The following is a 20,592-nucleotide window of genomic DNA, read 5'->3' on the forward strand; positions in this document are numbered from 1 at the left end:
TGTCCAGAAAACCGGACCGGGCCGGTTATCCGCCCAGCGGTGTCGGGTGGGGGTGCATCACTGCGCGAAGACGTTCCTCCTGGAGAAATTTCATGATGATCGGCGCCACGGCTTCGGCCCGGGTGATGAGGAACAGATGCCCGTCATCGATGATGTGCAATTGCGCGTTGGGAATCCGCCAGGCGAGCAGACGCATGTTGATCAGCGGGATCAGCGGATCGTCGTCACCGGCCAGCACCAGGGTCGGCTGGTGGATCTTGTGCAGCCAGTGAATGCTGGTCCAGCCAAGGCCCGCGAACAGTTGCCAGTAGTAGCCGAGCTTGCCCGCCGAACGCACCTTGGCCGCATGGCTGGCAGCGAGGGTCGGGTCGCGACGGAACGAGCCGCCGTAGATCATCGGGGCGATGCGGATCACATGGGACGGCTGGATGTAGCGGCGCGGGCTGGCCATCATCCACAGCACCTTCGGCTTGCCCGGCACCATCACCGCGCCTGCCGCCGTGGCCGCCAGTACCAGCTTCTTGCAGCGCTCGGGATAGTCATGGGCGAATTGCTGCGCCAGCGCGCCACCCCAGGACACACCGATCACATTGACCTGGCCGTAGTCGAGGTAATCGAGCATCCGTGCCGTGAGTTTGGCCAGGCCCGGAAAGCGATACGGCCGGCTCGGCGTCGAAGAACCACCGACACCGGGCACGTCGAAGGCGATCACTTCCAGGTCCGGATCCAGCGCCGCGACAAAAGGAAACACCAGCTCCAGGTTGGCGCCGATGCCGTTGAAAATCAGCAAGGGCGTCAAGTGAGGCTTGCCGGGGCGTACGGCGGTCCGGAGGGTCTGGCCATCCAGCTCGACGGTACGGAAGATGAACGGTTGCGGCATGCTTCAGGGCCCTGTGGGTCGCAATCTCAGTGTTCACCTCACTCCCCGCAGGGAGTGAGGTGTATCGGTTACCGCTCGTGTACGTATGTGCCCGGCGAGGCTTCGCCTGCCGGGAACGCCTTGTTGCCCAGCTTCGTCGGTGCCTTTTTCAGTTCGCCCGAACGCGCCGCCTGCCAGGCCTGCCAGTGCAGCCACCAGGAGTCGGCGTGCTTGGTCGAGTTTTCCTGCCAGTCATCGGCATTGGCGGTCATTTCGTCGCTGGTCATGTAGCGCGATTTCGGGTTGCCCGGCGGGTTCAGAATGCTCTGGATATGCCCGCTGCTGGACAGCACGAATTCCACCTTGCCGCCAAACAGCTGCGCCGACTTGTAGCAGGACTTCCACGGAGTGATGTGGTCGTTGGTGCCGGCCAGCGAGAAGATGTCGGCCGTGACCTTCTTGAGGTCGATCGGCGTGCCGCACACTTCCAGTGCATCGGGGCGGGTCAGTGGGTTGTTTTTGAACATCTCGATCAGGTCGCCGTGGAACGCTGCGGGCAACCGGGTGGTGTCGTTGTTCCAGAACAGGATGTCGAACACCGGCGGCTCGTTGCCCAGCAGGTAGTTGTTGACCCAGTAGTTCCAGATCAGATCGTTGGGGCGCATCCAGGCGAAGACCTTGGCCATGTCTTTGCCTTCCAGCACGCCGGCCTGATACGAATGACGCTTGGCCATCTCCAGGGTCTGCTCGTCGACGAACAGGGCGACGTCACTGTCCAGGGTGGTGTCGAGCACGCTGACCAGCAGGGTCAGGGCATTGACCTTGTTTTCGCCGGTGGCGGCGTAGTGGCCGAGCAGGGCGGTGCAGGTGATGCCGCCGGAGCAGGCGCCCAGCATGTTGACGTCCTTGCTGCCAGTGATCGCGGTGACCACGTCGACGGCTTCCTTCAGGGCTTCGATGTAGGTCGAGAGGCCCCACTCGCGCTGTTCCTTGGTCGGGTTGCGCCAGCTGACGATAAAGGTCTGCACATTGTTGCGCAGGCAGAAGCGCGCCAGGCTCTTGTCCGGGCTCAGGTCGAATACGTAGAACTTGTTGATCTGCGGCGGCACTACCAGCAGCGGGCGCTCGTGGACTTGCTCGGTGATCGGCTTGTACTGGATCAGCTCCAGCACGTCGTTGCGAAACACCACCGCGCCCTCGCTCACGCCCAGGGTCTTGCCGACCTCGAAAGCGCCCATGTTGACCTGGCTCGGCATGCCGCCGTTGTGCACCAGATCCTTGGCCAGATGCGAGAGGCCGTCGAGCAGACTCTTGCCACCGGTCTCGAAGAAACGTTTGACCGCCGCCGGGTTGGCCGCCGTGTTGGTCGGCGCCATGGCTTCGGTCATCAGATTGATCACGAAGTGGCCGCGCGCGATGTCCTTGGGCGAGAGGCTGCTGTCGTCGATCCAGGCATGGAGTTCCTTGCGCCACGCCAGATAAGTTTGCAGGTAACGTTTGTACAGCGGGTTCTGACTCCACGCCGGGTCGACAAAGCGACGGTCATCGCCTGCCGGTTGCAGTTCTGATTTGCCGAACAGCACGTTCTTCAGTTCGATGCCGAAATGAGTGACGTGTTTGACGCTATGGATCGGTTGTTTGATGGCCTGGGTCAGCACCATTCGAGCAGAGGCCAGCAGATCCTTTCCGCGAAGCCCAACGACAGGATTCAGCCCCAGGGTGTTTTCCGAGGCTTGGTACTTCAAATCATCGTTATTCTTGTTACTCATCTACGACGCTCCATTGTCCTGAGACGAGTACCCGGTTTCTGCTGTGCAGTTCCACAGCCAATGCCAGGTACTACTGCTCGGGTGACCGTTGATTCTGCATAGCTGCTTTACAGTCGTAGAGCACTGCAGGGAACTTGCCAGCTCCATTGGTTACCCGAGTTTAATTTTTTTCGCAAGCAGCCGATCCCGGGCCGCTTCAGCGGAGCATTCAAACAGATGAATTTAGAAAATGCCCTCTAAACAGTCCGAGGTGCGGACTAGAGCATCAGCTTGACGACGGACTCGTCCGGGTCGCGGGTTTTGCCGGCGGCTTTGAGCTCGGCCAGATAATCCGCCCAGAGTGCGTCATAACGTCGCCCCAGTTCATAGAGGTAATCCCAGGTGAACAGGCCGCTGTCATGACCGTCGTCGAAGGTCAGTTTCAGTGCGTACTGACCGGCCGGTTCTACCTTGGTCAGGCCGACGTGCAGCTTGCCGAATTGCAGGATCGGTTTGCCGTGGCCCTGGACCTCGGCGGAAGGGGAATGCACGCGCAGGAATTCGGCGGGCAGGGTGTATTCCTCGCCGGACGCGTATTTGAGCGACAGGGTTTTCGAGGCTTTGTGCAGTTTGATGTCGGTGGGGAGTTGGGTCATCGCCGGCGTTCCGTCAGGTGGAAAAAATTGTGGGAGCCGATGGCTCCCACAGTTTCACGACCACTGTAAGTATGGCTTACAGGATATAACGGGACAGATCTTCGTTCTGCGCCAATTCACCCAGGTGGCTGTTGACGTACTCGGCATCGATCAGGATCGCCTTGTCGTCGTGGGCGCTGGCCAGATCGCCTGCACTGAACGACACCTCTTCCAGCAGACGCTCAAGCAGCGTGTGCAGGCGACGGGCACCGATGTTCTCGGTCTTCTCGTTGACCTGCCAGGCGATCTCGGCCAGACGCTTGATGCCTTCAGGCTGGAACTGGATGTTCAGGCCTTCGGTCTTCAGCAGTGCGCAGTACTGCTCGGTGAGCGAGGCGTGCGGTTCGCTGAGGATGCGCTCGAAGTCTTCCGGGCTCAGGGCCTTGAGTTCGACGCGGATCGGCAGACGGCCTTGCAGCTCCGGCACCAGATCGCTCGGCTTGCTCAGGTGGAACGCACCGGAGGCGATGAACAGGATGTGGTCGGTCTTGACCATGCCCAGCTTGGTGTTGACGGTGCAGCCTTCGATCAGCGGCAACAGGTCGCGTTGTACGCCTTCACGGGAGACATCGGCGCCGCCGACATTGCCGCGCTTGGCGACCTTGTCGATTTCGTCGATGAACACGATGCCGTGCTGCTCGACCGCTTCCAGGGCCTTGGCCTTCAACTCTTCTTCGTTGACCAGGCGACCGGCTTCTTCATCGCGCACCAGCTTCAGCGCTTCCTTGACCTTGAGCTTGCGGGCCTTCTTCTTGCCCTTGCCCATGTTGGCGAACAGGGACTGCAGCTGGTTGGTCATTTCTTCCATGCCCGGAGGCGTGGCGATCTCGATACCGGCCATTTCGGCGACTTCGATCTCGATTTCCTTGTCGTCCAGCTGACCTTCACGCAGGCGCTTGCGGAACAGCTGACGAGTGTTGGAATCCTGGGTCGGCGCGTCTTCGTTGCCGAAGCCCATGCGTGCCGGCGGCAGCAGGGCGTCGAGGATGCGATCCTCGGCGGCGTCTTCGGCGCGGTGGCGCACGCGGGTCATTTCCTGCTCGCGCAGCATCTTGATCGCGGCATCGGCCAGATCACGGATGATCGATTCGACGTCACGGCCGACGTAGCCGACTTCGGTGAACTTGGTCGCTTCGACCTTGATGAACGGCGCGTTGGCCAGCTTGGCCAGGCGACGGGCGATCTCGGTTTTACCGACACCGGTCGGGCCGATCATCAGGATGTTCTTCGGGGTCACTTCAACGCGCAGCTCTTCAGGCAGCTGCATGCGGCGCCAGCGGTTGCGCAGGGCAATCGCGACGGCGCGCTTGGCATCGTCCTGGCCGATGATATGGCGGTTGAGTTCGTGGACGATTTCGCGGGGAGTCATGGACATAATAATTGACGGTCCTCAAGCAGAAACAAGCCGTGGCACAGGGCCGCGTCAGGCTTATTCAGCGAGATCCTGCTCCTCAATGGTCTGGGTGTGGTTGGTGAATACACAGATGTCGCCGGCGATGCCGAGAGCAGTCTCGACGATTTCGCGGGCCGACAGGTCGGTCTTCTTCAGCAGGGCGCTGGCGGCGGCTTGCGCATAGGCGCCACCGGAACCCATGGCGATCAGGCCGTCTTCGGGTTCGACCACGTCACCGTTGCCGGTGATGATCAGGGAGGCGTCCTTGTTGGCGACCGCGAGCATCGCTTCGAGGCGGCTCAGGGAACGGTCGGTGCGCCATTCTTTGGCGAGTTCGACGGCGGCACGGATCAGGTGGCCCTGATGTTTCTCGAGCTGGCCTTCGAAACGTTCGAACAGGGTAAAGGCGTCGGCGGTGGCACCGGCAAAACCGGCGATGACCTGGCCGTGGTACAGGCGACGAACTTTCTTCGCGTTGCCTTTCATCACGGTGTTGCCGAGAGAAACCTGGCCGTCGCCGCCCATGACGACTTTGCCGTGGCGGCGGACTGAAACGATGGTGGTCAAGGGAAGAGTCTCCACACTGCGGGGCGAAAATGCCTTATGCCCATTCATATGGGGGTGGTGGAGAGGATTTCAACTGCGGGGAGGGAGAGGGGACGAGCGGTGGTGTTGCGCTGATCCTCCCCACGCAGAGCGGGGGAAGGATCATTCGCGGGGAATCAGCGGCTCTGGCGTTGTTGTAACAACAGGTTGCTGAAGCCGGCGCCCGCCAGTTGCTTCTGGGCGGTGGTCAGCTGTTCGCGGTTGCTGAACGGGCCGACCAGTACGCGGTACCAGGTTTCATCCTTCACGGTTCCGGACTCAACCGCCACCGCCTGGCCGAGCAGAATGATCTGCGCGCGGACCTTGTCGGCATCTGTCTGCTTGCGGAACGAGCCGGCCTGCAGGAAGAACTTGGTCACCGGTGCAGCCTTGGTCACCGGTGGCGCTGGCGGCGGGGTGATCCCGGCCAGCGCAGCCTGGGCCCGTGCGGTGTCGATCTTCGCCGCTTCCGCCGGGGTCACCGGCGTGGTCGGGATCGCCGGCACCTGTGGCGTCGGCAGGGTTTTCTCCGGCACGGCGTCAGGCGGCACGATCACTTCCGATTCCGGCAGCAGGGTGTAGAAGTCGTACTTCGGCTTCACCGGTTGCGTCGGGCTCGGTGGGGTCTTGTTGGCCTCGGCGATCTTGGTGGCTTTCTGTTGTTGCTGTTGTTCGACCTTCTCGCGCTTGACCGTGTCGCTGCCCTTGCCCGGCTCCAGTTTCATCAGGAACACGATGAACGCACCGACCGTCAGGCCGATGGCCATCCACAGCCAGCCCGGGATCGGTTGCTTCGCAGGAGCTTGGTAACGGCTGGCGCCACGCTTGGGTGCAGGTTTTTTCTTGGCAGCCAACTTACATACGCTCCAGGGTTTCCAGGCCGAGCAGTTCCAGGCCTTGCTTGAGGGTACGGCCGGTCAGCGCGGCAAGGCGCAGACGGCTTTGCATTTGTGCCGGGGTCTCGGCGGCGAGGATCGGGCAGTTCTCGTAGAAGCTGGAGAACAGGCCGGCCACGTCGTACAGGTAGGTGCACAGGGTGTGTGGCGTGCCCTTTTCTGCGACGTTGTTCAGCACTTCACCGAACTGCGCCAGTTTGGCCGCCAGTTCCTGTTCGTGCGCCGCTTCGAGGACGATCTGGCCGTCGACTTCGCTGAAATCCTTGCCCAGTTTGCGGAATACGCCGGCCACGCGAGTGTAGGCGTACAGCAGGTATGGCGCGGTGTTGCCTTCGAAGTTGAGCATCAGGTCGAAGTTGAAGCTGTAGTCGCTGGTGCGGTGCTTCGACAGGTCGGCGTATTTCACCGCGCCGATGCCCACGACCTTGGCGATGTTGCGCAGCTCGTCTTCGGCCAACTCCGGATTCTTGTCTTTCACCAGGGTGTAAGCGCGTTCCTGAGCTTCGGTCAGCAGATCGATCAGCTTCACGGTGCCGCCATCACGGGTCTTGAACGGACGGCCGTCGGCGCCGTTCATGGTGCCGAAGCCCATGTGCTCCATTTCCATCGGATGGGTCACGAAACCGGCCTTGCGCGCCACGGCGAACACTTGCTGGAAGTGCAGGGCCTGACGCTGGTCGACGAAGTACAGCGCACGGTCGGCCTTCAGTTTGCCGCTGCGATAGCGCACGGCGGCCAGGTCGGTGGTGGCGTACAGGTAGCCGCCGTCAGCCTTGACGATGATCACCGGCAACGGCTCGCCTTCGGCGTTCTTGAATTCGTCGAGGAACACGCACTGGGCGCCGTTGCTTTCGACCAGCATGCCGGCGGCCTTCAGATCGTTGACCACGTTGATCAGGTCGTCGTTGTAGGCGCTTTCGCCCATCACGTCGGCCATGGTCAGTTTGACGTTGAGCAGTTCGTAGATCTTCTGGCAGTGCGACAGCGAGATGTCCTTGAACTTGGTCCACAGCGCCAGGCATTCGGCATCGCCGGCCTGCAGCTTGACCACCAGCCCGCGGGCACGGTCGGCGAATTCCGGGGACTCGTCGAAGCGCTGCTTGGCGGCGCGGTAGAAGTTTTCCAGGTCCGACAGTTCGTCGCTGGTGATCGGGTTTTCCTGCAGATACGCCATCAGCATGCCGAACTGGGTGCCCCAGTCGCCGACGTGATTCTGACGGATCACGGTATCGCCGAGGAATTCGAGCACACGGGCCACGCCGTCGCCGATGATGGTCGAGCGCAAGTGGCCGACGTGCATCTCTTTGGCCAGGTTCGGCGCCGACAGGTCGACCACGGTGCGTTGCGCCGGGCCGGCCTTGCGCACGCCAACGTGAGCGTCGGCCAGGGCGGCGTCGAGGCGCGAGGCCAGCGCCTGGGTGTTCTGGAAAAAATTGATGAAGCCTGGGCCGGCGATTTCGGCCTTGGTGACGTTCTCGTCGGCCGGCAGGGCAGCGATGATTTTTTCTGCCAGGTCGCGCGGCTTCATGCCCGCAGGCTTGGCCAGCATCATGGCGATGTTGCTGGCGAAATCGCCGTGGGTCTTGTCTCGGGCGTTTTCCACCTGGATCGCCGGCGTCAGGCCTTCAGGCAACACACCTTCGTTGACGAGTTGGGTGAGGGCTTGTTGGATCAGCTGGCGAATGGTGTCTTTCATGGTCTTCTCTTTCGACCGCAAGCGCGGCGGCGCATCGATGCGCGGGTGGAAAAACTGGGCATTATCCGTTGCGAAGACGGGCTTGCCAACCTTAGCAGGCAGGATGTGGATGTGTGGTGACAATTCGAGCGGTTTTGCCCGGTCAGTACAGATCCACCGGATCGACATCCAGCGACCAGCGCACCGCCCGGCCGCTCGGCATCTGCTCCAGCACCAGCAGCCAGCTCGCCAGCAACCGGTGCAACGGCGCCCGGGCCGTGGCCTGCAAGAGTAGTTGCGCGCGGAAGCGTCCGGCCCGGCGTTCCATCGGTGCCGGCACCGGTCCCAGCAGTTCAATGCCGGTCAGATTCTGTTCGGCCAGCAAACGCTCGGCCTCGCTGCAGGCCTCATCGAGAAAACCTTCGGCCTGCCCCGGCTTGTGCGCTTCGGCGCGCAACAGTGCCAGATGGGCGAACGGCGGCAGACCGGCGGCGCGGCGTTCGCTCAAGGCCTGTTCGGCGAAGGCGAAGTAACCCTGTTCGGTCAGTTGCACCAATAAAGGATGGTCGGCCAGGTGGGTCTGGATGATCACCTTGCCCGGTTCCTCCGCTCGCCCGGCGCGCCCGGCGACCTGCACGATCAACTGCGCCATGCGTTCGCTGGCACGGAAGTCGCCGGAAAACAGCCCGCCGTCGGCATCGAGGATCGACACCAGGGTGACCCGGGGGAAGTGGTGACCCTTGGCCAACATCTGGGTGCCGACCAGGATGCACGGCTGGCCTTTCTGGATCGTGGTGAACAACTGATTCATCGCATCCTTGCGCGAGGTGCTGTCGCGGTCGACGCGCAGTACCGGATAGTCCGGGAACAGAATCGCCAGCCGTTCTTCGGCCCGCTCGGTGCCGGCGCCCACCGGCCGCAGATCGACCTTGTTGCACTTCGGGCACTGGCGCGGCACGCGCTCGACGTAACCGCAGTGGTGGCAGCGCAACTCGCCATAGCGCTGGTGCACGGTCATCCGCGCATCGCAGCGCTGGCATTCGGACATCCAGCCGCAATCGTGGCACAGCAGGGTTGGAGCAAACCCTCGGCGGTTAAGGAACACCAGTACCTGCTGCCCGGCGGCGAGGGTCTGGCCGATGGCTTGCTGCATTGGTCCGGAAATGCCGCTGTCCAGTGGGCGACTTTTCACATCCAGACGCAGGAACCGTGGCTGTTTGGCGCCGCCGGCCCGTTCATTCAGGCGCAGGAGCCCGTACCGACCGGTGTAGGCGTTGTGCAGGCTTTCCAGCGATGGCGTCGCGGAACCGAGCACGATCGGGATGTTTTCCTGCCGCGCCCGCACCAGCGCCAGATCCCGCGCGTGGTAGCGCAGGCCCTCCTGCTGTTTATAGGAGCCGTCGTGTTCTTCGTCGATGATGATCAGCCCCGGATTTTTCATCGGGGTGAACAGCGCCGAGCGGGTGCCGATAATAATGTCGGCCTCGCCATCCCGGGCAGCGAGCCAGGCATCGAGGCGATCGCGGTCATTGACCGCCGAGTGCAGCAGGGCAATGCGCGCATTGAAACGTTGTTCGAAGCGCGCCAGGGTCTGCGGGCCGAGGTTGATCTCCGGGATCAGCACCAGTGCCTGCTTGCCGGCCTCGAGGGTTTCGCGGATCAGCTGCAAATAGACTTCGGTCTTGCCGCTGCCGGTGACCCCGGCCAGCAGGAACGCGTGATAGCTGTCGAACCCGGCGCGAATCGCCTCGTACGCGGCGCGTTGCTCGCTGTTGAGCGGCAGCTCGGGCTGGGCCAGCCAGTGTTCGTGGCGCGCGCCGGGGGCATGGCGGCGCACTTCGACCTGCACCAGATCCTTGGCCAGCAGCAGATCGAGGCTGTCCTTGCTCAGCATCAGTTTGCTCAGTAACTGATGGGCGACGCCATGAGGATGCTGGGCCAGCGTCGCCAGGGCTTCGCGCTGGCGCGGGGCACGGGCGATGCGCGGGTCATCGAGGCTGGCACCGGGGGCGGCGGACCAGAAGCGTTCCTGGCGGGCTTCGGCCAGTTCGCCTTGGCGCAGCAGCACCGGCAGTGCCCAGCTCAGGGTGTCGCCGAGGCTGTGCTGATAATACTGGGCGGTCCACAGGCACAGCTTGAACAGTGCCGGCGGCAGCGGTGCGGTGGCGTCGAGCAGGGCCAGCGCCGGTTTGAGCTTCTCCACCGGTACTTCGCTGGTGTCAGTGACTTCCACCAGAATCCCGATCATCTCCCGCCGACCGAACGGCACCCGCAGGCGCATGCCCGGCTGCAACTGCGAACGCAGCACGCCGGCCGGGGCCCGATAGTCGAACAGGCGGCGCAGGGGCGAAGGCAGGGCGAGGCGCAGGATGGCGTCGGGCACGCGGGGGGATCTCAATGGGCGGGTGGGTAAAGAAGGGCCGGAGCCTAGCAGACGGTCGGTCTCAGTGACAGCTTGCGTGATCGGGATTGTCTGGTAGAATCCGCGGCCTAATTACGTGCGGTATTCAACAATCGTGTTGGATGGCGGCACGCCAGCTGAGGAAAACACCATGAAAGCCGATATCCACCCGAATTACCCAGAAGTTGCAGTAACTTGCAGCTGCGGCAACAAGTTCGAAACCCGTTCGACCTTCGGCAAAGCCCTGGCGATCGACGTTTGCAACGAGTGCCACCCGTTCTACACCGGTAAGCAGAAGACTCTGGACACCGGTGGTCGCGTTCAGAAGTTCGCCGACCGTTTCGGTGCTTTCGGCGCGAAAAAGGCCTAAGGCCCCTCATTCTGGAAAACCTCAGCGGCTTTTCCGGTCTGATGAAAAAGGCGTCCCTTGCGGGCGCCTTTTTTGTGTCCGCGATTTGGCTGTCCGGCGCCCAGGCCTTCTGCCCGACCCCGTCGGGGCTGTCGAGCGTGGTGGTGCAGCGGGTTGTCGATGGCGACACGGTGCGCCTGAGTGACGGCCGCAGCGTACGCCTGATCGGCCTCAACACGCCCGAGCTGGGCAAGCAGGGGCGCAGCGACGAGCCGTTTGCCGTGGCGGCGCGCAAACGCCTGGAAGCCTTGGTGGCAGACAGTGGCGGTCGGGTCGGTTTGCGCCTTGGTGCGCAAGAAAAAGACCATTACGGGCGTACGCTCGCCCATCTCTACAGTGTCAGCGGCGCCAGTCTCGAAGCGCAAATGCTCGCCGATGGCCTCGGATTCCAGGTCGCGGTGGCACCGAATGTCGATCTTGTCGATTGTCAGCAAGCTGCCGAACGCAGCGCGCGGCAGGCCGGGCTTGGCTTGTGGAAGCGCTCGCCTGTACTGAAAGCGGAGCAGATCGAACGCTCGGGTTTCGCCATCGTCAGCGGGCGTGTGAGCAAGGTTCAGCGCAATCGTGGCGGAATCTGGATCGAGTTGCAGGACAAGCTTGTACTGCGCGTTGCACCCAATCTGCTGGAGCGCTTCGCTGGCAGTTCCCTGCAAGCGCTGAAGGGCAGGCAGATCGAGGCCCGGGGCTGGGTGGTCGACCGTTCGCGACGGGGCGGATTGAGACCCGGTCAGGCTCGCTGGCTGTTGCCGCTGACCGATCCTTCGATGTTGCAATTGTCCCGCTGAAGAAAAAGTTGTAGACATTTTTTCTGTCGATTGTGAACAGTCTAACCCTTGTGCGCCGTGGCTCTTGGCCCAAAGTCGTAGGGCAGGGCGCTTGACAGGGGTGACCGGGCAGTCTTGTGGGGACTTTGCGAGGCGCGTATCCTCGCTGACCAGTCTGTCCAACAGTAAAAAGCGGAATGCCAAAATGTCTGATCTGAAAACTGCCGCTCTCGAATATCACGCCAATCCTCGTCCAGGAAAGCTGAGTGTCGAGCTCACCAAGGCCACTGCTACCGCCCGCGACCTGTCGCTGGCCTACAGCCCCGGCGTAGCTGAACCAGTGCGCGAGATCGCCCGCGATCCTGAACTGGCCTACAAGTACACCGGCAAGGGCAACCTGGTTGCAGTCATTTCCGATGGCACCGCGATTCTGGGCCTGGGTAACCTCGGCCCACTGGCTTCCAAGCCAGTGATGGAAGGTAAAGGCGTGCTGTTCAAGCGCTTCGCCGGCATCGACGTCTTCGACATAGAAGTCGACTCCGAAAGCCCGCAAGCCTTCATCGACACCGTAAAACGCATTTCCATCACCTTCGGTGGCATCAACCTGGAAGACATCAAGGCGCCTGAGTGCTTTGAGATCGAACGCGCTCTGATCGAGCAGTGCGACATTCCGGTATTCCACGATGACCAGCACGGCACCGCGATCGTGACCGCTGCGGGCATGATCAACGCCCTGGAAATCGCTGGCAAAACCCTCGGCGAAGCCAAGATCGTCTGCCTGGGCGCCGGCGCTGCCGCCATCTCCTGCATGAAACTGCTGGTGAGCATGGGCGCCAAGGTCGAGAACATCTTCATGATCGACCGTACCGGCGTGATCCACGCTGGCCGTGACGACCTGAACCAGTACAAGGCCGTGTTCGCCCACGCTACCGAGAAGCGCACCCTGGCTGACGCGCTGAAGGGCGCTGACGTGTTTGTCGGCCTGTCCGGCCCGAACCTGCTGGATGCTGAAGGCCTGTTGTCCATGGCGGCCAACCCGATCGTGTTCGCCTGCTCCAACCCGGATCCGGAAATCTCCCCGGAATTGGCTCACGCCACCCGCAACGACGTGATCATGGCCACCGGCCGTTCGGACTACCCGAACCAGGTCAACAACGTGCTGGGCTTCCCGTTCATCTTCCGCGGTGCCCTGGACGTTCGCGCCAAGCGCATCAACGAAGAAATGAAGATCGCTGCCGCCAACGCCCTGCGCGAACTGGCCAAGCTGCCGGTTCCTCAGGAAGTCTGCGACGCCTATGGCGGTATCTCCCTGGAATTCGGTCGTGAGTACATCATTCCGAAGCCAATGGATCAGCGCCTGATCACCGTGATCTCCGACGCCGTGGCCAAGGCTGCGATCGAGACCGGCGTAGCAACCCTGCCGTATCCGAAGAACTACCCGCTGAAAAGCGTGGATGACGTGTTCAACGGCTAAGTCGTTGTAACGCTTCAAGCGAAAGCCCCGGCTCGTGAGAGTCGGGGCTTTTTTGTGCCTGAGGGTTTTGTCTCGAGTCTGGCCGGTTCATCCGCCACAATCCTGAAGGCAATAAAAAGCCCCGCACTTCTTACGAAGGCGGGGCTTTTTAGCGGTTCAGGATCAGAACAAATCGATCGGCGCCTGTTCGTCCGCCGGCAGCGGGCTGCCCGGTGCCGTGCCGTTGCCGATCTCGTTGACCGACGGCGGCGTGTCTTCGGCCTTGAACAGTTCGAAGTAGGCGCCTGGTGTGCTCGGCGAAGCCGCGCGGCCGCTGACCGGATCCACCCGCAGACTGAGGATGCCTTCCGGCTCCGGCTGGACATGCGGCGGCTTGTCCTTGAGCGCGGCGCTCATGTAGTTCATCCAGATCGGCAGTGCCACGGTGCCGCCGAATTCCCGGCGACCGAGGCTTTCCGGCTGGTCGAAACCGGTCCAGACCGTGGTCACGTAATCGGCGTTGTAACCGGAGAACCAGGCATCCTTGGATTCGTTGGTAGTACCGGTTTTGCCCGCGATATCGCTGCGGCCCATGGCCAGTGCGCGACGACCGGTGCCGAGCTTGATCACGTCCTGCAACATGCTGTTGAGGATGTAGGTGGTGCGGCCATCGACGATGCGCTCGGCGACTGCCGGAGCTTGTGGCACCGCTGCAGCGCCCGGTGCTTCACCCGGAATCGGTGCTGCGTCGACGGTGATCGGTTGGGTCGTCGGTGCCGCGATGCCGTCGGTGGCCGCGCCACCCTGTGGCACGGTCGGCGGGTTGGCGACGAACAGCGTGTCGCCATTGCGGCTTTCGATCTTGTCGATGATGTACGGGGTGATCTTGTAACCGCCGTTGGCGAAGGTGCTCCAGCCGGTGGCGATTTCCATCGGGGTCAGGGTCGCGGTGCCCAGCGCCAGGGACAGGTTTGGCGGCAGATCCTGCTTGTTGAAACCGAAGCGGGTGATGTAGTCGATGGTCTTGCCTACGCCCATCGCCTGCAGCAGGCGGATCGAAACCAGGTTGCGTGATTTGTACAGCGCTTCGCGCAGGCGGATCGGGCCGAGGAAGGTGTTGGTGTCGTTCTTCGGACGCCAGACCTTGTCCAGATACTCGTCGACGAACACGATCGGCGCGTCGTTGACCAGCGTGGCGGCGGTGTAGCCATTATCCAGTGCGGCACTGTAGACGAATGGCTTGAAGCTCGAACCCGGCTGACGCTTGGCCTGCATGGCGCGGTTGTAGTTGCTCTGCTCGAAGGCGAAACCGCCGACCAGCGAACGGATTGCGCCGTTCTGCGGATCCAGCGACACCAGCGCGCCCTGGGCCTGCGGAATCTGGCTGAACTTCAGCGAATTGTTCGGCTGGCGCTGTACGCGCACCAGATCGCCGACCTGCGCGACATCCGATGGCTGACGCGGCGCGGCGCCCATGCTGTTGGTATTGAGGAACGGACGGGCCCATTTCATGGTGTCCCACGCCACATGCTCTTCACCGGTACGGGTCAGCACTTGCAGGCCGTTCTTGTCGACCTGGGTGACGATGGCCGGCTCGAGGCTGCTGATGGTGCGTTGCTTGGTCAGCTCGGTGGCCCAGGCTTCATGGGTCTTGCCCGGCAGGCGCGATTCAGGACCACGGTAGCCGTGACGCTGGTCGTAGGTCATCAGGCCTTCGTGCAGCGCGGTGTTGGCCATTTCCTGCAGGTTGCTCGGCACCGTGGTGGTGACGCGGAAACCTTCGGTATAGGCGTCGCTGCCGTAACGGCCGACCATTTCGGCACGGGCCATCTCGGCGATGTACGGCGCGTTCACTTCCGGGGTCGGCACGTGGTAGCTGGCGTTAAGCGGCTCGTTGATGGCGGCGGTGTAGTCGGCTTCGGTGATCTTGCCGAGCTTGTACATGCGCCCGAGGATCCAGTCGCGACGCTCCTTGCTGCGCGCCGGGTTGGCCAGCGGATTGAAGCGCGACGGGGCCTTCGGCAGGCCGGCGATCATCGCCATCTGCGCCAGGCTGACCTCGCGGATCGACTTGCCGTAATACACCTGCGCCGCCGCCTCGATGCCGTAGGCGCGGTTGCCCAGATAAATCTTGTTCACGTACAGCTCGAGGATCTCGTCCTTGGTCAGCTGGCGTTCGATCTGCAGGGCCAGGAGGATTTCCGTGGTCTTGCGCGAGAAGCTGCGTTCGCTGGTCAGGAAGAAGTTCTTCGCCACCTGCATGGTGATGGTGCTGCCGCCGGACTGGATGTGACCGCTCTTGACCAGTTGGGTCGCGGCACGCATCAGGCTGCTCGGATCGACGCCATAGTGGTTGGCGAAGTTGTCGTCTTCAGCACTTAGTAACGCATTGATGAAATTGGGGGGAATGTCGGCGAAACGGATCGGAGTACGGCGCATTTCGCCAAATTCTGCGATCAACTTGTTGTCGCTGCTGTACACCCGGAGCGGAATCTGCAACTGAATGCTTCTCAGCGCCTCCACAGATGGCAAACCCGGACTAAGGTAAAGAAACGCGCCGCTGAGAACTAAAAGCAGTCCGCAGAAAACGGCGACGATGGACCAACCGAAGAATTTCAGCAGACGAATCAAGGCTTTTGGACATCCAGGGCAAAGAATGAATTGGGCGACAGGGTTCCGGGAACACACAGAACGGCCCGCGCCGGCAGTAAAAAGCGGAAAAAATCGCTGGGCATTATAAGCACTTTTCCGCTGGGGGCGTCATTTGCGCTTCTGTCAAGACGGGGCGAGGGAACGCAATGCGCATTACAGAGTCCGTAACTCACGGAAAGTCATAGGGAATTGGTAGTGCTAGGACTCTTCAATAAAAAGACCAATACGTTGCTGGGGATCGATATCAGCTCCACTTCGGTGAAGCTGCTGGAGCTGAGCCGTCAGGGCGAGCGCTACCGGGTCGAGGCGTACGCGGTGGAGCCGTTGCCGGCCAACGCCGTGGTCGAGAAGAACATCGCCGAACTCGAGGGCGTCGGGCATGCCCTGTCCCGGGTGCTGGCCAAGGCGCGCACCGGGCTCAGGAGCGTGGCGGTGGCGGTGGCCGGCTCGGCGGTGATCACCAAGGTCATCGAAATGGACGCCGGGCTGTCCGACGACGAGCTGGAAAACCAGCTCAAGATCGAAGCCGACCAATACATTCCCTACCCGCTGGACGAAGTCGCCATCGACTTCGAAGTCCAAGGCGTTTCGCCCCGCAATCCCGAGCGGGTCAACGTGCTGCTGGCCGCCTGTCGCAAGGAAAACGTCGAAGTCCGTGAGGCGGCGCTGGCCCTTGCCGGCCTGACGGCGCGGGTGGTGGATGTCGAGGCGTATGCGCTGGAGCGCTCGTTCGGCCTGCTGGCCACGCAACTGGCGGCCTCCCAGGAGCGCCTGACGGTCGCGGTGGTCGATATCGGCGCGACCATGACCACCCTCAGCGTCCTGCACAACGGGCGGATCATCTACACCCGCGAGCAACTGTTCGGCGGGCGCCAGCTGACCGAGGAAATCCAGCGTCGTTATGGCCTGACCCTCGAGCAGGCCGGGCTGGCCAAGAAGCAGGGCGGTCTGCCGGACGATTATGTCGGCGAGGTCCTGCAGCCGTTTCGCGAGGCGCTGGTACAACAGGTGTCGCGTTCCCTGCAGTTCTTCTTTGCTTCCGGCCAGTACAACGCGGTCGATCATATTCTGCTGGCCGGCGGCACGGCCTCGGTGCCCGGGCTGGACCGGCTGATCGAAGAGCGCCTCGGCACCCCGACCCAGGTCGCCAATCCGTTTTCCGACATGGCCTTGAGCAGCAAGGTCAACGCCGGGGCTTTGGCCAGTGATGCGCCGGCCCTGATGATTGCCTGCGGGCTCGCGCTCAGGAGTTTCGACTGATGGCGCGGATCAACCTTCTCCCCTGGCGCGAGGAGCGCCGCGAAGAACGGCGCAAACGCTTTCTGCTGACCCTGACCGGTGTGGTGGTTGGCTCGGTCGGTGCGGTGTTCATTGCCGCTCAGATATTCAGCACGGCCATCGAACATCAGCAGGCGCGCAACGATTACATCGGCAAGCAGATTGCCGTGGTCGATGAGCGGATCAAGCAGATCAGCGAACTCAAGGCGCGTCGCCAGCAACTGTTGGAGCGCATGCGCATCATCCAGGACCTGCAGGGCAACCGGCAGGTCAGCGGGCGGATCTTCGATCAACTGGCGCGTACCCTGCCCGACGGCGTCTATTTCACCAGCGTGAAGATGGTCGGCAAGACCCTGTCGATCAGCGGTGCGGCGGAATCGAACAACCGGGTCTCCGACCTGATGCGCAATCTTGAGGCGTCCGACTGGTTCGATGCGCCGACCCTGAACGAGGTCAAGGCAACCACGGCGGGGCAGCTGGATCAGGCCAACGTCTTCCAGCTGACGGTTCATCAGACCCGGCCGAAAAACCTGGAGGACGATCAATGAAACCGTCCGAATGGCTGGCCAGCCTGCGCAATATCGACTTCAACGACCTGGATACCAGCAACATCGGCTCCTGGCCGCCAGCCGTGAAAGGCCTGGCCGGGGCGCTATTGATGATTCTGGTGCTGGCCCTGGGCTACAACTTTTTCGTCAGTGACATGGAGAGCGAGCTCGAAACCAAACGCACGGAAGAAGCCACACTCAAAGAGCAGTTCTCCAGCAAGGCGCACATGGCGGCCAATCTGGAGCTGTACACCCAGCAGATGAAGGAGATGGAGAACTCGTTCGGCGTGCTGTTGCGGCAATTGCCCAGTGACACCGAAGTGCCGGGATTGCTGGAGGACATCACGCGCACCGGGCTGGGCAGTGGTCTTGAGTTCGAGGAGATCAAGCTGTTGCCGGAGGTGACGCAGCAGTTCTACATCGAATTGCCGATCCAGATCACCGTCACGGGCGCCTATCACGACCTCGCCACCTTCGTCAGCGGCGTGGCCGGACTGCCGCGGATTGTCACGCTGCACGACTTCGAGCTGGCGCCGGCCAACCCGGAAGGCGGGACGAAGTTGCGCATGAGCATCCTCGCCAAGACGTACCGCTACAACGACAAGGGGCTGCAAAAATGAGCCCGATCCGTTTTCTTCTGTTGTCGGCATTGATGCTGGGGCTGAGCGGTTGCGGCGGCAACGACTTCGGTGATCTCGACGCCTACATGAATGAAGTGCGTCTGCGGCCGCCGGGCAAGATCGAGCCGACGCCGACCTTTCGTTCCTACCCCACGTTCACCTACAGCGCCGCGAATCTGCGCAGCCCGTTCTCGCGTCAGGTACGGGTCGATCTGGCCGGGCAGCAGCACGGCTCGCGCAACGTCAAGCCGGACCCGAACCGGGTCAAGCAATACCTCGAAGGTTTCAACATCGAGCAGTTCGAGATGGTCGGCACGATTTCCAATGCCTCCGGTTCATTCGCGCTGCTGCGCGGGGCGGGCGGGGTGCATCGGCTGAAAGTCGGCGATTACCTGGGGCGCAACGACGGACGCATCGTCGCGATCAGCGCCTCCCAGGTCGATGTGGTCGAAATCGTTCCCGATGGCGAAGGCGCCTGGCTGGAGCGGCCGCGCACCATTCCTTTGAAAGAGCACTCATAGTGGAAGTCGAACAATGAACAGGATTTTCTCCACCCTCGGTTTTTCGCTATGGATAGCGCTGCTTTCACCGATGGTTTACGCAGCCAACCTGAAGACGCTGGATGTGGCGGCGCTGCCGGGTGATCGCGTCGAGCTGAAACTGTCGTTCGACGGCCCGCCGCCGCAGCCCAAGGGTTACACCACCGATTCGCCGGCGCGGATCGCCCTCGATCTGCCGGGAGTGGCCAGCCAGCTCGCGACCAAGACCCGCGATCTCGGTAGCGGCAATGCCCGCTCAGCCACGGTGGTCGAGGCCAATGACCGTACCCGGTTGATCATCAACCTGACGCAACTGGCGCCGTATGACGCCCGGGTTGAGGGCAACACGCTGTTCGTGGTGGTCGGGCAGGGCACCAAGGCCAGCGCGCCGCGACCTGCCGCGAAGACACCGCGTGCCACGCCGGTGGCAGCGCCGACGCGGACTTACGCACCCGTCGCCAGGGCCATTCGTGGCGTGGACTTCCAGCGCGGCACGGCGGGTGAGGGCAATGTCGTGATCGACCTGTCCGACCCGACCATCGCACCGGACATCCAGGAACACGACGGCAAGATCATCCTCAATTTCGCCCGCACCCAGTTGCCGGAACCGCTGCGGGTGCGTCTCGACGTCAAGGATTTCGCCACCCCGGTGCAGTTCGTCAATGCCGGCGTCAGCGGGGATCGGGCGACCATCACCGTCGAGCCCGGTGGCACGTTCGACTATTCCACCTACCAGACCGACAACAAGCTGACGGTGAGTATCCGTCCGCTGACCATCGACGACCTGCAAAAGCGCAACGCCGACCGCAACAGCTACAGCGGTGAAAAGCTTTCGTTGAATTTCCAGGACATCGATGTGCGCTCGGTGCTGCAACTGATCGCCGATTTCACCAACCTCAACCTGGTGGCCAGCGACACGGTGCAGGGCGGGATCACCTTGCGCCTGCAAAACGTGCCGTGGGATCAGGCACTGGATCTGGTGCTCAAGACCAAAGGCCTGGACAAGCGCAAGGTCGGCAACGTTTTACTGGTGGCGCCGGCGGATGAAATCGCCGCCCGCGAACGGCAGGAACTGGAGTCGCAGAAGCAGATCGCCGAGCTGGCGCCGCTGCGTCGTGAGCTGTTGCAGGTGAACTACGCCAAGGCGGCAGACATCGCCAAGCTGTTCCAGTCGGTCACCAGCGCCGAGGCCAAGGTCGACGAACGGGGTTCGATCACTGTCGACGAGCGCACCAACAACATCATCGCCTACCAGACCCAGGATCGCCTCGACGAACTGCGGCGGATTGTGGCGCAACTGGATATTCCGGTGCGCCAGGTGATGATCGAGGCGCGGATCGTCGAGGCCAACGTCGATTACGACAAGAGCCTGGGTGTGCGCTGGGGCGGGTCGATCCAGAACAAGGGCAACTGGAACACTTCCGGGGTCAGCAATGGCTCGTCGACCACCATCGGCACGCCGGGCAGCACCAGTACCAACTCGCCGTTCGTCGACATGGGCACGGTCAACAATACGTCCGGGATCGGCATCGCGTTCATCACCGACAACGTCTTGCTGGACCTTGAACTGACGGCGATGGAAAAGACCGGCAACGGCGAAATCGTCTCGCAACCCAAGGTGGTCACCTCCGACAAGGAAACCGCGAAAATCCTCAAGGGCACCGAGATTCCGTATCAGGAAGCCAGCTCCAGCGGCGCTACGTCGGTGTCGTTCAAGGAGGCCTCGCTGTCGCTGGAGGTCACGCCGCAGATTACTCCGGACAACCGCATCATCATGGAGGTCAAGGTCACCAAGGACGAACCGGATTACCTGAACAAAGTGCAGGATGTACCGCCGATCAAGAAAAACGAGGTCAACGCCAAGGTGCTGGTGAACGACGGCGAGACCATCGTGATTGGCGGGGTTTTCTCAAATACTCAAAGCAAGGTCGTAGATAAGGTGCCATTTCTTGGCGATGTGCCGTATCTTGGCCGCCTTTTCCGGCGTGATGTGGTTTCGGAGAAAAAATCCGAGCTGCTGGTATTCCTCACTCCGCGTATCATGAATAACCAGGCGATTGCTGTGAGTCGTTGATTC

The 20,592-nt window shown here is 62.1% G+C and carries 17 protein-coding genes; 8 read left to right on the forward strand and 9 right to left on the reverse strand.

Annotation, left to right across the window (positions count from 1 at the left end):
• Nucleotides 1-25: 25 nt before the first annotated feature.
• The 8 genes from phaZ to IF189_RS02060 all read right to left on the reverse strand — a co-directional run bounded on the left by phaZ (nucleotide 26) and on the right by IF189_RS02060 (nucleotide 10,234).
• Entirely contained in the window at nucleotides 26-880 is an 855-nt protein-coding gene (phaZ, locus tag IF189_RS02025) for a poly(3-hydroxyalkanoate) depolymerase (protein ID WP_065259455.1), read from the reverse strand.
• Nucleotides 881-948: 68 nt separating this feature from the next.
• Complete coding sequence (phaC, locus tag IF189_RS02030; RefSeq protein ID WP_085711047.1) at nucleotides 949-2,628, reverse strand: class II poly(R)-hydroxyalkanoic acid synthase; 1,680 nt, start codon at nucleotides 2,626-2,628, stop codon at nucleotides 949-951.
• Nucleotides 2,629-2,885: 257 nt separating this feature from the next.
• On the reverse strand, nucleotides 2,886-3,263 hold the full coding sequence (locus IF189_RS02035) for a gamma-butyrobetaine hydroxylase-like domain-containing protein (protein WP_085711048.1): 378 nt from the start codon (nucleotides 3,261-3,263) through the stop codon (nucleotides 2,886-2,888).
• A 76-nt stretch (nucleotides 3,264-3,339) separates the two neighbouring features.
• Complete coding sequence (gene hslU / locus IF189_RS02040; RefSeq protein ID WP_085711049.1) at nucleotides 3,340-4,677, reverse strand: ATP-dependent protease ATPase subunit HslU; 1,338 nt, start codon at nucleotides 4,675-4,677, stop codon at nucleotides 3,340-3,342.
• A gap of 54 nt (nucleotides 4,678-4,731) precedes the next feature.
• The gene (hslV, locus tag IF189_RS02045; RefSeq protein WP_007968352.1) at nucleotides 4,732-5,262 is read right to left on the reverse strand and encodes an ATP-dependent protease subunit HslV; all 531 of its coding nucleotides are present in this window, start codon (nucleotides 5,260-5,262) and stop codon (nucleotides 4,732-4,734) included.
• A gap of 155 nt (nucleotides 5,263-5,417) precedes the next feature.
• Nucleotides 5,418-6,134 carry an SPOR domain-containing protein gene (locus IF189_RS02050; RefSeq protein WP_085711050.1) on the reverse strand — a complete coding sequence of 239 codons (717 nt, stop codon included), beginning with the start codon at nucleotides 6,132-6,134 and terminating at the stop codon, nucleotides 5,418-5,420.
• 1 nt (nucleotide 6,135) lies between these two features.
• On the reverse strand, nucleotides 6,136-7,872 hold the full coding sequence (argS, locus tag IF189_RS02055) for an arginine--tRNA ligase (protein WP_134825209.1): 1,737 nt from the start codon (nucleotides 7,870-7,872) through the stop codon (nucleotides 6,136-6,138).
• 142 nt (nucleotides 7,873-8,014) lie between these two features.
• Nucleotides 8,015-10,234 carry a primosomal protein N' gene (locus tag IF189_RS02060; protein ID WP_134825210.1) on the reverse strand — a complete coding sequence of 740 codons (2,220 nt, stop codon included), beginning with the start codon at nucleotides 10,232-10,234 and terminating at the stop codon, nucleotides 8,015-8,017.
• Between the two features lie 169 nt (nucleotides 10,235-10,403).
• Here IF189_RS02060 and rpmE point away from each other — a divergent pair, with 169 nt between their 5' ends.
• From rpmE to IF189_RS02075, 3 genes are all read left to right on the forward strand, one after another.
• Complete coding sequence (gene rpmE, locus IF189_RS02065) at nucleotides 10,404-10,622, forward strand: 50S ribosomal protein L31 (protein WP_007952398.1); 219 nt, start codon at nucleotides 10,404-10,406, stop codon at nucleotides 10,620-10,622.
• A 41-nt stretch (nucleotides 10,623-10,663) separates the two neighbouring features.
• Complete coding sequence (locus tag IF189_RS02070; protein ID WP_192552745.1) at nucleotides 10,664-11,446, forward strand: thermonuclease family protein; 783 nt, start codon at nucleotides 10,664-10,666, stop codon at nucleotides 11,444-11,446.
• Between the two features lie 184 nt (nucleotides 11,447-11,630).
• A complete protein-coding gene (locus IF189_RS02075) occupies nucleotides 11,631-12,899 on the forward strand; it encodes a malic enzyme-like NAD(P)-binding protein (RefSeq protein WP_134825212.1) in 1,269 nt (422 codons plus the stop codon).
• 162 nt (nucleotides 12,900-13,061) lie between these two features.
• On the opposite strand, the gene IF189_RS02080 is transcribed toward IF189_RS02075, so the two are convergent.
• A complete protein-coding gene (locus tag IF189_RS02080) occupies nucleotides 13,062-15,509 on the reverse strand; it encodes a penicillin-binding protein 1A (RefSeq protein WP_192552746.1) in 2,448 nt (815 codons plus the stop codon).
• A 216-nt stretch (nucleotides 15,510-15,725) separates the two neighbouring features.
• Here IF189_RS02080 and IF189_RS02085 point away from each other — a divergent pair, with 216 nt between their 5' ends.
• Genes IF189_RS02085 through pilQ form a run of 5 tightly spaced genes read left to right on the forward strand, consistent with a single transcriptional unit; the run spans nucleotide 15,726 to nucleotide 20,589 of the window.
• Nucleotides 15,726-16,790 (forward strand): pilus assembly protein PilM, encoded by a 1,065-nt coding sequence (locus IF189_RS02085; RefSeq protein ID WP_134825214.1) that lies wholly within the window; start codon nucleotides 15,726-15,728, stop codon nucleotides 16,788-16,790.
• Nucleotides 16,790-17,356 (forward strand): PilN domain-containing protein, encoded by a 567-nt coding sequence (locus IF189_RS02090; protein ID WP_192552747.1) that lies wholly within the window; start codon nucleotides 16,790-16,792, stop codon nucleotides 17,354-17,356. The genes IF189_RS02085 and IF189_RS02090 overlap by 1 nt, the downstream gene beginning before the upstream one ends.
• A complete protein-coding gene (gene pilO / locus IF189_RS02095; protein WP_085711057.1) occupies nucleotides 17,353-17,976 on the forward strand; it encodes a type 4a pilus biogenesis protein PilO in 624 nt (207 codons plus the stop codon). The genes IF189_RS02090 and pilO overlap by 4 nt, the downstream gene beginning before the upstream one ends.
• Nucleotides 17,973-18,497, forward strand: a complete 525-nt coding sequence (locus IF189_RS02100) for a pilus assembly protein PilP (RefSeq protein ID WP_134825217.1) — start codon at nucleotides 17,973-17,975, stop codon at nucleotides 18,495-18,497. The genes pilO and IF189_RS02100 overlap by 4 nt, the downstream gene beginning before the upstream one ends.
• 13 nt (nucleotides 18,498-18,510) lie before the next feature.
• Complete coding sequence (gene pilQ / locus IF189_RS02105; RefSeq protein ID WP_134825218.1) at nucleotides 18,511-20,589, forward strand: type IV pilus secretin PilQ; 2,079 nt, start codon at nucleotides 18,511-18,513, stop codon at nucleotides 20,587-20,589.
• Nucleotides 20,590-20,592: the final 3 nt, after the last annotated feature.

The sequence above is a fragment of the Pseudomonas sp. IzPS59 genome, assembly GCF_014863505.1.
Classification (GTDB): Bacteria; Pseudomonadota; Gammaproteobacteria; order Pseudomonadales; family Pseudomonadaceae; genus Aquipseudomonas; species Aquipseudomonas kribbensis.

Bases quoted from the DNA above. Each gene is read 5' to 3' on its own strand.
- phaZ (WP_065259455.1), bottom strand. From the start codon at position 880: ATGCCGCAACCGTTCATCTTCCGTACCGTCGAGCTGGATGGCCAGACC.
- phaC (WP_085711047.1), bottom strand. From the start codon at position 2,628: ATGAGTAACAAGAATAACGATGATTTGAAGTACCAAGCCTCGGAAAAC.
- IF189_RS02035 (WP_085711048.1), bottom strand. From the start codon at position 3,263: ATGACCCAACTCCCCACCGACATCAAACTGCACAAAGCCTCGAAAACC.
- hslU (WP_085711049.1), bottom strand. From the start codon at position 4,677: ATGTCCATGACTCCCCGCGAAATCGTCCACGAACTCAACCGCCATATC.
- argS (WP_134825209.1), bottom strand. From the start codon at position 7,872: ATGAAAGACACCATTCGCCAGCTGATCCAACAAGCCCTCACCCAACTC.
- rpmE (WP_007952398.1), top strand. From the start codon at position 10,404: ATGAAAGCCGATATCCACCCGAATTACCCAGAAGTTGCAGTAACTTGC.
- IF189_RS02070 (WP_192552745.1), top strand. From the start codon at position 10,664: ATGAAAAAGGCGTCCCTTGCGGGCGCCTTTTTTGTGTCCGCGATTTGG.
- IF189_RS02075 (WP_134825212.1), top strand. From the start codon at position 11,631: ATGTCTGATCTGAAAACTGCCGCTCTCGAATATCACGCCAATCCTCGT.
- IF189_RS02090 (WP_192552747.1), top strand. From the start codon at position 16,790: ATGGCGCGGATCAACCTTCTCCCCTGGCGCGAGGAGCGCCGCGAAGAA.
- pilO (WP_085711057.1), top strand. From the start codon at position 17,353: ATGAAACCGTCCGAATGGCTGGCCAGCCTGCGCAATATCGACTTCAAC.
- IF189_RS02100 (WP_134825217.1), top strand. From the start codon at position 17,973: ATGAGCCCGATCCGTTTTCTTCTGTTGTCGGCATTGATGCTGGGGCTG.
- pilQ (WP_134825218.1), top strand. From the start codon at position 18,511: ATGAACAGGATTTTCTCCACCCTCGGTTTTTCGCTATGGATAGCGCTG.